General features: G+C 69.8%; 10 protein-coding genes. 5 read left to right on the top strand and 5 right to left on the bottom strand.

The annotated features are described in order from the left end of the window. Window positions 1-13: 13 nt before the first annotated feature. The 4 genes from DEJ48_RS29410 to polA form a co-directional block, all read right to left on the bottom strand. Window positions 14-148, bottom strand: coding sequence for an SPW_0924 family protein (locus tag DEJ48_RS29410; protein WP_107098168.1), 135 nt, complete (start codon window positions 146-148; stop codon window positions 14-16). A 176-nt stretch (window positions 149-324) separates the two neighbouring features. Continuing rightward, window positions 325-2,073 carry a lytic murein transglycosylase gene (locus tag DEJ48_RS29405; protein ID WP_150219226.1) on the bottom strand — a complete coding sequence of 583 codons (1,749 nt, stop codon included), beginning with the start codon at window positions 2,071-2,073 and terminating at the stop codon, window positions 325-327. A 219-nt stretch (window positions 2,074-2,292) separates the two neighbouring features. After that, complete coding sequence (locus tag DEJ48_RS29400; RefSeq protein WP_150219225.1) at window positions 2,293-3,261, bottom strand: serine hydrolase; 969 nt, start codon at window positions 3,259-3,261, stop codon at window positions 2,293-2,295. A 321-nt stretch (window positions 3,262-3,582) separates the two neighbouring features. Then, the gene (gene polA / locus DEJ48_RS29395) at window positions 3,583-6,252 is read right to left on the bottom strand and encodes a DNA polymerase I (protein ID WP_411757552.1); all 2,670 of its coding nucleotides are present in this window, start codon (window positions 6,250-6,252) and stop codon (window positions 3,583-3,585) included. A gap of 208 nt (window positions 6,253-6,460) precedes the next feature. Between polA and DEJ48_RS29390 the strand changes: the two genes are divergently transcribed. From DEJ48_RS29390 to DEJ48_RS29380, 3 genes are all read left to right on the top strand, one after another. Then, window positions 6,461-8,740, top strand: coding sequence for an FdhF/YdeP family oxidoreductase (locus DEJ48_RS29390; protein WP_150219223.1), 2,280 nt, complete (start codon window positions 6,461-6,463; stop codon window positions 8,738-8,740). 50 nt (window positions 8,741-8,790) lie between these two features. After that, window positions 8,791-9,258: a PaaI family thioesterase gene (locus DEJ48_RS29385; protein WP_150219222.1), complete on the top strand. Its 468-nt coding sequence runs from the start codon at window positions 8,791-8,793 to the stop codon at window positions 9,256-9,258. An 81-nt stretch (window positions 9,259-9,339) separates the two neighbouring features. Further along, complete coding sequence (locus DEJ48_RS29380; RefSeq protein ID WP_150219221.1) at window positions 9,340-9,723, top strand: hypothetical protein; 384 nt, start codon at window positions 9,340-9,342, stop codon at window positions 9,721-9,723. A 34-nt stretch (window positions 9,724-9,757) separates the two neighbouring features. Here DEJ48_RS29380 and DEJ48_RS39870 read toward each other — a convergent pair whose 3' ends face one another. Next, window positions 9,758-10,075, bottom strand: coding sequence for a hypothetical protein (locus tag DEJ48_RS39870; protein ID WP_190537669.1), 318 nt, complete (start codon window positions 10,073-10,075; stop codon window positions 9,758-9,760). Window positions 10,076-10,598: 523 nt separating this feature from the next. Here DEJ48_RS39870 and DEJ48_RS29370 point away from each other — a divergent pair. Together DEJ48_RS29370 and DEJ48_RS29365 are read left to right on the top strand one after the other, a co-directional pair. Next, on the top strand, window positions 10,599-11,849 hold the full coding sequence (locus DEJ48_RS29370) for a branched-chain amino acid ABC transporter substrate-binding protein (protein ID WP_150219220.1): 1,251 nt from the start codon (window positions 10,599-10,601) through the stop codon (window positions 11,847-11,849). A 100-nt stretch (window positions 11,850-11,949) separates the two neighbouring features. Then, window positions 11,950-12,879 carry a branched-chain amino acid ABC transporter permease gene (locus DEJ48_RS29365; protein WP_150219219.1) on the top strand — a complete coding sequence of 310 codons (930 nt, stop codon included), beginning with the start codon at window positions 11,950-11,952 and terminating at the stop codon, window positions 12,877-12,879.

Below are 12,879 nucleotides of genomic sequence, written 5' to 3'. Positions count from 1 at the left end.
GCCCTCCCTACGTCTATGGGTGCTTGGGGACAGTGGTGAGGAGCGGCTCGGGGGACGTCTCGCCCGGTGGGGCGCCGATCGCCGTGATGGTCAGGACCAGGGCGAGCGCGACGGCGAGACCTGCGGCGGCGGCGATGAGAGCGCGCATGCGGGGCCTCCCGATTCGGCGTACGGCCGGAACTGATAGGTCGTCAGGCCGGGCACCGTAGCAACGGACGGGCGAGATGAGAACACGTTGCACAAACACGGGACCGCCCCTCCGCCGTGGTCGGCGGAGGGGCGGTCCTGTGGAGTCGCGGGGCGGGCCGCTCGGGCCCGCCAGGGTCAGGCGCCGGGCGAGGCGCTCGGGGACGCGCTGGGCGAGGCACTGCCGTCGGTGGAGTCCGACGGCGACGGCGTCGCGTCGGGCTCCGGCGCGGTCACCTTCAGCTCGACGGTCAGCGTGGCGCCGCCCTCGGTGACGATGCGCAGGAGGTACGTGCCCGCCGCGTCGTCCGCGTACATCTTCGGGAGCTTCAGCACGCCGTTCGCGTCGGTCTTCAGCCCCGTCAGGGTACGGACCGGCTTGCCGTCCGTACCCTTGAAGTACGGGCCCTTGTCGTTGGCGGACGCGTCCGTCGCCGACTTGATCATCGTGGCGGTCGCCGCGACGCCGTCCGCGACCTTGCCCTTGTGCGTCGCCTTGACCTCGACCTGCTCGGCGAACTCCTTGCCCGTCTCGCAGACCAGCGGCTTGTCACCGGTCCTGGCGAGCGCGTCGGCGACGCGGGCGAGGGCCCGCGCCTCGAAGTCGACACGGGACGCCGCCTTGCCCGGGACCCGGGCCTGCACGACGAACTCGCCGGCCTTCTGCCCCGCCTTCAAGACCGGCGCGGTGGCCTTGCCCTGGGAGTTCGTGGTGACGGTGACACTCCGCACGCCACCCTCGAAGCGGGCGTCCGTGTCGCCGGACACGGTGAACCGCACCTTCACCTTGGGCACGAAGTCGCCGGACTCGCTCAGGGCGCGCACCGCGACGCGCTCGCCGAAGGCGCTGCCCGTCTTGGCGACGAGGTCGCCCGTCCCGGCGTTCGCCAGCGCGTCGACGTCCGCGGGCGTGGGCTTGTGCGAACCGCCGCCACCCGGCGGCTTCGGCTTGGTGCTGCCGCCGCCGTTGCCGTTCCCCGGCTTGCCGTTGCCGCTGCCCGGCCGCGGCTTCGGCTTGGGCGACGGCGTGTGCGACGGGGTCGGGTCCGGACGCAGGCCCGGGTAGCGGGTGTCGCTGCGGTCGTCCGGCAGGACACCCGTGCCGTCGGGAACCTCGTGAGTGCCCCTGCGGTAGGCCTCCAGCCACGACAGGACCGTGTGCAGGTAGTCCGTCGACCGGTTGTAGCTCAGGATCGCCTTGTGCAGGTCGGCCTCGACGGACAGGTCGCGGCCGTTCGCGCACAGGTAACGGCCCGCGGCGAGCGCCGCGTCGTAGATGTTGTTGGGGTCCTTGTCGCCGTCGCCGTTGCCGTCCTGGCCCCAGGTCGCCCACGTCGACGGAATGAACTGCATCGGGCCGACGGCACGGTCGTGCGTGGTGTCGTTGTCGTACGCGCCCTTGTCCGTGTCGGTGATCTTCGCGAAGCCGTTGCCGTTCAGGGGCGGGCCGAGGATCGGCTTGATCGTCGTGCCGTTCGCGTCGACGTTGCCGCCGCGGGCCTGGCCGGACTCCACCTTGCCGATGGCGGCGAGGAGTTGCCAGGGCAGGTTGCAGCCGGGCTTGTCCTTGTTGAGGGCCGTTTCGGCCTTCTTGTACGCGTCGAGGACCGTGGCCGGCAGGCCCGTCTCGTCCTCCTTGTCGCCCCCGTTCGGAGCGGTCGGCGGGACGGGGCTCTTCAGGCGCGGCAGATCGGTGTAGTACGGGGAGTCACCGGTCGCCGAATCGCCGGACGGCGGCGGGGTGTCGGCCGCGCCCGCGGCAGGACCCTCACGCCCCACATCCGTCACGCCCGGTGCCTGCGACGCGGCGAGGGCCGCCACCGCCGCCGCGGCCACCGCGGCGGTCACCGTTCCTCTGCGCAGCCGCCTGCCGATTACCGGCGCCATGACCGAGCCACCCCTCCCCATTGACGACTGTTGCGCGTCGCCCCACCCCCGGTGCACGCTTCTTCTACGGCCGCGCAGCAGTCCTGCGCGTACACGCCTGCTTTCGCACGCGCGTGCTCTCAGTGGATCGACTCAGCCGACACTACGACAACTTCACGCGCCCAGGCACCCGTTCGTGCCCGGTTTTTACCGGTTGGCCTGGCGGCCGCGACAGCTCTGTTACGCAGCGGGGTCCCACGTCTCCCCGTCCGGCTCCACCGAGCCGTCCGGGACCTCACTGATCTCGCTCTCCGGGGTCAGCCCCTGCCCGGCAGCGCGGCCCTTGTTCAGGCCGCGGTGCACGGCCTGCGCGATGCGCTCGACGGTCCGCACGCCGTACGCCATCGTCGGGTTCCCATGGCTGAGCACGACGATCCGGTACGTCCGTCCCGCGCCCTTGAACACCCCGACGCTGTGCACGCGCCAGCCGAGGGTGGCGCGGGGCAGCCAGCCGTTCTTGAGGTGGGCGCGGACACCGTGCGGCATGCCGGCGGGCACCCCCCAGCGCTGGTCGCGCCGCACGTCGGCCATCTGCCGCAGACCGTAGGCGCGCGCACGCTCCTTCAGTACGTCACGTGCGTGACGGGCCCCCGTCAGCACGCCGAGGAGCCGCATCTGGTCGGCCGCGGTGGTCCGGGTCAGGCCCCAACGGCCGTACGGGCCGAGCGTGGTGGACGTCGTGCCCACGCGGCGCAGGAAACGGTTGAGGTAGGGGTGGCCCAGGTCGTTCCAGAGCCGTCCCGCCGCGGTGTTGTCCGACGTGGTGATCATGGGGCGGATGCGGCGGCGCTCCCACGCGGTGAGGTTGCGGCTCCACTCCTGCGCGCGGCGCAGCGCGGCCTCCATCATCAGGACCTTGGTGACGCTCGCCGCGTCGTAGCGCCGGTTCGCGGCGAGGTGACAGGCGAGGCCGGTGCGGGTGTCGTGGACGGCGACGGAGACGCTGCCCGCCCTGGACGACAGCGCCGCCCGGATGTCCTTGGACATCCGGGCGGCGAGAGTGCGGTCCTGGTCCGCCGTGCAGAGGGCGGCGCTGCTGCCCTGCTGAGGCCTGCTGGCCTCGGCGGCGGTTACGGGTATGGGGGCCAGGAGGGCCGTCGTGAGCGCCGCGGCGAAGGCTGCGCGGCAGTTGCGCAGGTGAGAAGCCATGCGGTCATCCTGACCCTGGGGGGTCAGGGGGGCGCCTCCTTGGGGGCCACGCGGGTGAGACCACACTCCCGCCGCGCGTCCGACGGTGCCCGACCGCGCAGTTCCCCGCGCCCCTTAAATACGGGCCGCCTGTCGGGTGCGGGTGCGTCGTGGTCGATCGCGCAGTTCCCCGCGCCCCTAAAACCGGGCGTCTGTTGAGTGCGGGTGCGTTGTGGCTTGTCGCGCAGTTCCTCGCGCCCCTGGGGGGCGCGAGGAACTGCGCGAACGGCCACAACGGGCCGGCAGCCGAGTTCGCACCCACCGATCCCCGGCCCGGGAGGGCTAGTGCGCTGCGGACTCCCAGTTCGGACCGACCCCCACCGACACATCCAACGGCGCTCGAAGCGACACCGCCCCCGCCATCTCCCGGCGAACCAGCTCCTCCACCTTCGCCCGCTCGCCCGGAGCGATCTCCAGGACGATTTCGTCGTGGACCTGGAGCAGCATGCGGGAGTCGAGCTTCGCCTCCGTGAGCGCCCCGTGGACGTTCAGCATCGCGATCTTGACGATGTCCGCCGCCGTGCCCTGGATCGGCGCGTTCAGAGCCATCCGCTCCGCCATCTCGCGGCGCTGGCGGTTGTCGCTGTTCAGGTCGGGGAGATAGCGCCGACGGCCCAGCATCGTCTCCGTGTAGCCCGTGGCGCGGGCCTCGTCGACCGCGCGGCGGAGATAGTCGCGTACTCCACCGAACCGTTCGAAGTACGTGTCCATGAGCGCACGCGCCTCGCCCGCCTCGATGTTCAGCTGCTGGGAGAGACCGAACGCCGACAAGCCGTACGCCAAGCCGTACGACATCGCCTTGATCTTGCGGCGCATCTCCGCGTCGACCGCCGAGCCGTCCACGCCGAAGACTTGCGAGGCGACCGTCGTGTGCAGGTCCTCTCCGGAGGAGAACGCCTCCAGGAGACCCTCGTCCTCGGACAGGTGCGCCATCACGCGCAGTTCGATCTGGCTGTAGTCCGCCGTCATGAGGGACTCGAAGCCCTCGCCGACCACGAAGCCGCGGCGGATCGCCCGGCCCTCGTCCGTACGGACCGGGATGTTCTGCAGGTTCGGGTCCGTGGAGGAGAGCCGGCCCGTCGCCGCCACCGTCTGGTTGAACGTGGTGTGGATGCGGCCGTCCGCGGCGGTGGTCTTGATCAGGCCCTCGACCGTGACGCGCAGCTTCGCCTGCTCGCGGTGGCGCAGCATGATGACCGGCAGTTCGTTCTCGGTCTGCGCCGCGAGCCACGCCAGCGCGTCCGCGTCCGTGGTGTATCCGGTCTTCGTCTTCTTCGTCTTGGGGAGGTTCAGCTCCCCGAAGAGGACTTCCTGCAGTTGCTTGGGAGAGCCCAGGTTGAACTCGTGGCCCGCCGCCGCGTGCGCCTCCTTCACGGCCTGCTGCACCGCGCCGGCGAACTGCTGCTCCATGGCCTGCAGATGCTCACGGTCCGCGGCGATGCCGTGCCGCTCCAGGCGGGCCAGGAGCGCCGACGTCGGCAGCTCGATGTCCGTGAGGAGGTCGCTCGCGCCGACCTCCGTCAGCTTCTCGCCGAAGGCGGTGCCGAGGTCGAGGATGGTGCGGGCCTGCGACATCAGGGAGTCGGCCTCGGCCCGGTCGTCCTCCTCCGTACCGAACGCGAGCTGTCCGTCGGCCGCGGAGGCGGGCGCCAGCTCACGGCCCAGGTACTCCAGGGACAGCGCGTCCAGCGCGAAGGAGCGCCGACCGGGCTTCACCAGGTACGCGGCGAGGGCCGTGTCCATGGTGACGCCCGCCACCGTCCACCCGTGCTCGGGGAAGACCCGCATGACGCCCTTGGCGTTGTGCAGGACCTTCGGCTTGGTCGGGTCGGCGATCCACGCGGCGAACGCGTTCTCGTCGGCCTCGTCCAGCGTCGCCGGGTCGAACCAGGCGGCCGCACCGCCGGCCGCGGCCAGCGCGACCTCGGTGACCGTGCCCGTGCCGAGCTGCCACGTGTCGACCGTGGCGAGCCCCAGGATCGCGTTGCCGTGCTCCGCCAGCCACGGCGCGAGCCCGCCCGCGCCGAGCACCGACCCGTCCAGCTCCACACCCGGCTCGGCCGGAGCCTGCTCGGCCTCCTCCGCACCCGGGTCGACGGCGAGCAGCCGCTCACGCAACGACGGATTGCGGATCTCCAGGGTGTCCAGGACCATCGCGAGCGCCGTCCGGTCGTACGGAGCGCGCTCCAAGTCGGTGACTGTCTTGGGCAGTTCGACGTCGCGCACCATCTCCGTCAGGACACGGTTCAGCTTGACCGACTCCAGGTGGTCGCGGAAGTTCTGCCCCGCCTTGCCCTTGACCTCCTCGGCACGCTCGACGAGGTCGGCGAACGAACCGAACTGGTTGATCCACTTCGCGGCGGTCTTCTCGCCGACCCCGGGGATGCCGGGCAGGTTGTCCGACGGGTCGCCGCGCAACGCCGCGAAGTCGGGGTACTGACTCGGGGACAGCCCGTACTTCTCCTGGACCTTCTCCGGCGTGAAGCGCGTGAGCTCAGAGACGCCCTTCGTCGGATACAGCACCGTCACGTGGTCCGTGATCAGCTGGAAGGAGTCACGGTCACCCGTGACGATCAGCACGTCAAAACCGGCCGCCTCCGCCTGCGTGGCCAGCGTGGCGATCACGTCGTCCGCCTCGAACCCGTCGACCGCGAACCGCTCCGCGTGCATCGCGTCGAGCATCTCGCCGATCAGCTCGACCTGCCCCTTGAACTCGTCGGGGGTCTTGGAACGGTTCGCCTTGTACTCCGGGAACTCCGTGGAGCGCCACGTCTTGCGCGACACGTCGAACGCCACCGCGAAGTGCGTGGGCGCCTCGTCGCGCAGCGTGTTCGCCAGCATCGACGCGAAGCCGTAGATCGCGTTCGTCGGCTGGCCCGTCGCGGTCGTGAAATTCTCCGCGGGCAGCGCGAAGAACGCCCGGTACGCCAAGGAGTGCCCGTCCATGAGCATCAGGAGCGGGCGCCGCTCACCACCGGCCTGGCCGCCCTTCGCCGCCGCGGTCTCGGACTTCTTCTTCGCTGCTGTTTCTGCCACGTCCCCGATCCTGCCACGCCCCACTGACAGTCCGGCTCCACCCGGCCCCGGCCCCCCGCATTGTCACCGGCACGTGGGAGGATCGGAGACGTAGCTCACGCACGTGCTCGAAGGGGAGCCGACCATGGCAAGCAAGCCGCCCAAGGGCGATCCGGTCCAGGACGCGCCGCAGGTCGCCGAGGTCCAGCACGCGGCCGCCGGCCTCCCCGCCATCGGCCACACCCTGCGCATGGCGCAGCAGCAGATGGGCGTGCGCCGCACCGCCCTCACCCTGCTCCGCGTCAACCAGAAGAACGGCTTCGACTGCCCCGGCTGCGCCTGGCCCGAGCCGGACCACCGGCACAAGGCGGAGTTCTGCGAGAACGGCGCGAAGGCCGTCGCCGAAGAAGCCACGCTGCGCCGCGTCACCCCCGACTTCTTCGCCGAGCACCCCGTCGCGGACCTCGCCACCCGCAGTGGGTACTGGCTGGGACAGCAGGGCCGCCTCACCCACCCCATGTACCTGCCGGAAGGCTCGGAGCGGTACGAGCCGGTGTCCTGGGACCGGGCCTTCGACATCATCGCCGAGGAGATCGCCGCCCTCGACTCCCCCGACGAGTCCGTCTTCTACACCTCGGGCAGGACCAGCAACGAAGCCGCGTTCCTGTACCAGCTGTTCGCCCGCGAGCTCGGCACGAACAACCTCCCCGACTGCTCCAACATGTGCCACGAGTCGTCCGGCTCCGCACTCACCGAGACCATCGGCATCGGCAAGGGCAGCGTCCTCCTGGAGGACCTCTACAAGTCGGATCTGATCATCGTCGCCGGACAGAACCCCGGCACGAACCACCCGCGCATGCTCTCCGCCCTGGAGAAGGCCAAGAACAACGGCGCGAAGATCATCACGGTCAATCCGCTGCCCGAAGCGGGCATGGAACGCTTCAAGAACCCGCAGACCCCGCAGGGCATGCTCAAGGGCACCGCCCTCACCGACCTCTTCCTGCAGATCCGCCTCGGCGGCGACCAGGCCCTCTTCCGCCTCCTCAACAAGCTCATCCTGGAGACCGAGGGCGCCGTCGACGAAGAGTTCGTCCGCGAGCACACCCACGGCTACGAGAACTTCGTCGCCGCCGCACGCGACGCCGACTGGGACGACACCCTGCGCGCCACCGGCCTCGACCGCGCACGCATCGAGGAAGCACTGAGCATGGTGCTCGCCTCCAAGCGCACCGTCGTCTGCTGGGCCATGGGCCTCACCCAGCACAAGCACTCCGTGCCGACCATCCGCGAAGTCGTCAACTTCCTGCTGCTGCGCGGCAACATCGGCCGCCCCGGCGCCGGCGTCTGCCCCGTGCGCGGCCACTCCAACGTGCAGGGCGACCGCACCATGGGCATCTTCGAACGCCCCGCGCCCGCCTTCCTCGACGCCCTGGAGAAGGAGTTCGGCTTCGCGCCGCCCCGCCACCACGGCCTCGACGTCGTCCGCGCCATCCGCGCCCTGCGCGACGGCGACGCGAAGGTGTTCTTCGCGATGGGCGGCAACTTCGTCTCCGCCTCCCCCGACACCGACGTCACCGAGGCCGCGATGCGCCGCGCCCGCCTCACCGTCCACGTGTCGACGAAACTCAACCGCTCCCACACCGTCACCGGCGCCCGCGCCCTCATCCTCCCGACGCTCGGCCGCACCGAACGCGACCTCCAGGGAAGCGGCGAACAGGTCGTGACCGTCGAGGACTCCATGGGCATGGTCCACGCCTCCCGCGGCCGCCTGGAGCCCGCGAGCGCGCAGCTCCTCTCCGAGCCCGCCATCGTGTGCCGCCTCGCCCGCCGCGTCCTCGGCGAGACGTCCCGCACACCGTGGGAGGAGTTCGAGAAGGACTACGCGACCGTCCGCGACCGCATCGCACGCGTGATCCCCGGCTTCGAGGACTTCAACGCCAAGATCGCCCGCCCCGGCGGCTTCGCCCTGCCCCACGCCCCGCGCGACGAGCGCCGCTTCCCCACCGCCACCGGCAAGGCCAACTTCACCGCCGCCCCCGTCGAGTACCCGGCCGTCCCGAAGGGACGGCTGCTGCTCCAGACCATCCGCTCCCACGACCAGTACAACACCACGATCTACGGCCTCGACGACCGCTACCGCGGCATCAAGAACGGCCGCCGCGTCGTCCTCGTCCACCCCGAGGACGCGGCCGACCTCGGCCTCACCGAGGGAACGTACGCCGACCTCGTCAGCGAATGGCAGGACGGCGTGGAGCGCCGCGCCCCCGGCTTCCGCATCGTGCACTACCCGACGGCACGCGGCTGCGCCGCCGCGTACTACCCCGAGACCAACGTCCTGGTGCCGCTCGATGCCACCGCGGACACCAGCAACACCCCTGCCAGCAAGTCCGTGGTCGTCCGCCTGGAACAATCGGCCGTCGACTGAGCGTTTGCTCAGTCGACAGGTGCGACGACGAACGAACGGAGCCTGGCCCCATGGGCGAGCAGCACAGCGTGAAGTTCCCGCAGGAAGTCCTCGACGAGTACGCATCGCTCGGGGTCGACCTGCCCTCCCTGTTCTCGGCCGGACACCTCGGCACCCGCATGGGCGTGCAGATCCTGGAGGCCTCGGCGGAGCGCGTCGTCGGCACGATGCCGGTCGAGGGCAACACACAGCCGTACGGACTCCTGCACGGCGGCGCGTCCGCGGTGCTCGCGGAGACCCTCGGCTCGGTCGGCGCGATGCTGCACGGGGGCGCGCAGAAGCTCGCCGTCGGCGTCGACCTGAACTGCACGCACCACCGCGGCGCCCGCTCCGGCCTGGTCACCGGCGTCGCGACGCCCGTGCACCGGGGCCGCTCCACGGCGACGTACGAGATCGTGATCAGTGACGAGCAGGACAAGCGGGTGTGCACCGCGCGTCTGACGTGCATGCTGCGGGACGCGGGGAACACCACGGGCTGACCCCGCACGGGCGGGGACGGTGGCGCGGTGAGGCCGACGTGCACATTGTCGGAGCGGGCGGCTTCGGTCTAGCGTCTCTTCATGAGGCACCGGATATCGCTCTGTGCGCTCGTCCTCGCCGCCCTCACCGCCGTCGCCGGATGTGGTGATTCCGGATCCGGCGAACCCGATGCGGCCCGGAGCCGCTCCCAGGGCTCCACGTCCCCCGCCGACCTGTGCACCACGATCATCACCAAGTGGGCGCACAAGATCTACGACTCGGGGGACAAGACCTACGGCGACTATCAGTCGATGGGCCTGTCGAACGGGCAGTACCTCATCCTGCGCGACATCCTCGACGCCGCACGCGCCGAGCGCAGGCGTGAAACAGACGCCGCCGGGCGGAAGTTGATCGGCCGTCAGGCGCGCGAGCGGTGCGCGGAGCGCAACCGCGACGGCGGGCCGAGCGGCGGGCCGTGGACATGATGGCCATCGGACCGGTCGAGCCGGGCGAGGACACCTACGACCACGAGTCCGCACGCCCCGGCCGCCCCCGGCCGAGACCGCCCCGGTTCCGCCGCACCACCCTCGCCGCCGCGACAGCCGCGATCATCGGCGCCGCCGCGATCGGCTTCCACGTGACGCGACCGGAGCCGCCACCCCCACCGCCCCCGCCGTGGCCGTCACAGAGCGTCTCCGTGACGTACGAGGGCGACATGTCGCGCCCCCGCGCCGGGGACCGCACGTTCTCCTTCGCCGTCGCGTTCGCGCAGGAGTCGGGACCGCCCGCGACCGTCCGCCGGATCGCCCAGCCGTCGGCGGCCCTTTCGGTCAGCACGTCCCCTCTCACCCCTTTCGAGGTCAAATCGGGATCACCCCGGAAGTTGATCATTACGATGCACATTCGCGAATGCGGAGAAGTGCCCCGGAATGCGGGACTCCCTTTTCTCGAAGTAACGCTGCGTAATGTGCGCGCAAACGAGAAGCAGAGTTACATCCTGGGTCCGGAATACGCGAATGATCTTTCCGCCGCCCTCACGGCCGCATGCCCACGAACACCGCTGTCATGAGTCAAACTGCATTACAGTCCTGCAAGTTGCCCTGGGGTTTCTCAGCATGCGGATACGTCGAGATCCACCGAACAAGGCCATATTCAGCCCCAACCGCCCCCCGCGTTCCAGCCCGGAATACTCCGTGGCATAACAAGAGCGTCACAGCCTTGGCCCGACCACTCCACCAAGAACAAAGGCGCCCTTAGAGTCACGGCCAGTCACCGCGCCCACCGGATTCCTGTCAGTTCGGTTCCGCGCTCGACTCGGCATCCCAACAAGGGACAGCCGTGCCAGGGGAAAGGACTGATCGTGCGTCAACGTTCGCTCATAGCCATCACCGCTGCACTCACCGCGGGGGCTCTCACCCTCACCGCCTGTGGCTCGCGCGACGACAAGGACGACGGAGACGAGGCCGGTGGCGGCACCACCGTGGTCATCGGCGTCGACGCGCCACTGACCGGCGAACTCTCCGCGCTGGGCCTCGGCATCCGCAACTCCGTCGACCTCGCCACCAAGCAGGCCAACGCCAAGGAGTACGTCGACGGCGTCACGTTCAAGATCGAAGCCCTCGACGACCAGGGACAGCCCTCGTCCGGCCAGACCAACGCCACCAAGCTCGTCGCCGACAAGGACGTCCTCGGAGCCGTCGGCCCCCTGAACTCCTCCGTCGCCGAATCGATGCAGAAGGTCTTCGACGACGCCAAACTCGTCCAGGTCTCCCCCGCCAACACCAACCCCGCCCTCACCCAGGGCCCGGACTGGAACGGCGGCAAGAAGGCACGCCCCTACAAGTCCTACTTCCGCACCGCCACCACGGACGCCATCCAGGGCCCGTTCGCCGCCCAGTACCTGTACAACAAGGCCAAGAAGAAGAAGGTCTTCGTCGTCGACGACAAGAAGACCTACGGAGCCGGACTCGCCGCCACCTTCAAGGACGAGTTCACCAAGCTGGGCGGCAAGGTCGTCGGCACCGAGCACATCAACCCCGACACCAAGGACTTCGGCGCCGTCGCCACCAAGATCCGCAACAGCGACGCGGACCTCGTCTACTACGGCGGCGAGTACCCCCAGGCCGGACCCCTCAGCAAGCAGATGAAGCAGGCCGGCTCCAAAGCCCCCCTCGTCGGCGGCGACGGCATCTACAGCGCCGACTTCATCAAGCTCTCCGGCAAGCAGGGCGTCGGCGACTACGCCACCTCCGTCGGCCAGCCCGTCGAAGAACTGCCCTCCGCCAAGGAGTTCATCGCCAACTACAAGAAGGCCGGCTTCAAGGAAGCCTACGAGGCCTACGGCGGCTACTCCTACGACAGCGCCTGGGCCATCATCGAAGCCGTCAAGAAGGTCGTCGACGACAACGACGGCAAGCTCCCCGACGACGCCCGCGCCAAGGTCATCGACGCCATGAAGGGCGTCTCCTTCGACGGCGTCACCGGCAAGGTCTCCTTCGACGAATACGGCGACGCCACCAACAAGCAGCTCACCGTGTACCAGGTCAAGACCACCGACCCCAAGAGCGGCTGGAAGCCCGTCGAGTCCGGCACCTACACCGGGAGCAACTGACCCCGGCCCGTAGCCCACACGACAACCCCCGCGCGGGGCGCCGCAGACAAGCGCCCCGCGCGGCGTCGCATCCGTCGCACGAAAGACTCGGAGGACTGCGGTGCACGAACTGCCGCAACAGCTGGTCAACGGCCTGCTACTGGGATCCATGTACGGCCTCATCGCCATCGGCTACACAATGGTCTACGGCATCGTCCAGCTCATCAACTTCGCCCACGGCGAGATCTTCATGACCGGCGGATTCGGCGCCCTCACCGTCTGGCTCTGGCTCCCCGCCGGCACCAGCGTCTGGGCCGCCCTGCCCCTCATGCTCATAGGCGCCATCTTCGTCTCCACCACCATCGCCATCGGAGCCGAACGCTTCGCCTACCGCCCCCTGCGCGGCGCACCACGCCTCGCCCCGCTCATCACCGCCATCGGCCTCTCCCTCGCCCTCCAGCAAGCCGTCTGGGCCTGGTACCCCGAAGCGAAGTCGGCCCGCTCCTTCCCCGAACTCCCCGGCGGCTCCATCCACATCGGCTCCGTCACCATGCAACCCGGCGACGTCTTCCTGCTCATCACCGCCCCCATCTGCATGGTCGCCCTCGGCTGGTTCGTCATGAAGACCCGCATCGGCCGCGGCATGCAGGCCACCGCGCAGGACCCCGACACCGCCAAACTCATGGGCATCAACACCGACCGCGTCATCGTCGTCGCCTTCGCCATCGGCGCCGCCTTCGCCGGCATCGCCGCCGTCGCCCGCGGACTCAAATACGGCCAGATCGACTTCCGCATGGGATTCATCCTCGGCCTCAAAGCCTTCACCGCAGCCGTACTCGGCGGCATCGGCAACATCTACGGCGCCATGATCGGCGGCGTCGTCCTCGGACTCGCCGAATCCATGGCCACCGCCTACATCAACGACGTACCCGGCATGGACAAGCTCGGCGGCCAGTCCTGGGCCGACGTCTGGGCGTTCGTACTCCTCATCGTCGTACTCCTCGTCAGGCCCCAAGGCCTCCTCGGCGAGCGCGTCGCGGACAGGGCGTGA

It is taken from the genome of Streptomyces venezuelae (assembly GCF_008642315.1).
Lineage (GTDB): Bacteria > Actinomycetota > Actinomycetes > Streptomycetales > Streptomycetaceae > Streptomyces > Streptomyces venezuelae_D.
The sequence above is the reverse complement of the archived record's forward strand: the minus strand, read 5'-3'. Positions and strand labels throughout refer to the sequence as shown.

Excerpts from the sequence above, each read along its gene's own strand:
- DEJ48_RS29410 (WP_107098168.1), bottom strand. The coding sequence starts at position 148 with ATGCGCGCTCTCATCGCCGCCGCCGCAGGTCTCGCCGTCGCGCTCGCC.
- polA (WP_411757552.1), bottom strand. The coding sequence starts at position 6,252 with ATGCTCATGGACGGGCACTCCTTGGCGTACCGGGCGTTCTTCGCGCTG.
- DEJ48_RS29400 (WP_150219225.1), bottom strand. The coding sequence starts at position 3,261 with ATGGCTTCTCACCTGCGCAACTGCCGCGCAGCCTTCGCCGCGGCGCTC.
- DEJ48_RS29385 (WP_150219222.1), top strand. The coding sequence starts at position 8,791 with ATGGGCGAGCAGCACAGCGTGAAGTTCCCGCAGGAAGTCCTCGACGAG.
- DEJ48_RS29380 (WP_150219221.1), top strand. The coding sequence starts at position 9,340 with ATGAGGCACCGGATATCGCTCTGTGCGCTCGTCCTCGCCGCCCTCACC.
- DEJ48_RS29405 (WP_150219226.1), bottom strand. The coding sequence starts at position 2,073 with ATGGCGCCGGTAATCGGCAGGCGGCTGCGCAGAGGAACGGTGACCGCC.
- DEJ48_RS29390 (WP_150219223.1), top strand. The coding sequence starts at position 6,461 with ATGGCAAGCAAGCCGCCCAAGGGCGATCCGGTCCAGGACGCGCCGCAG.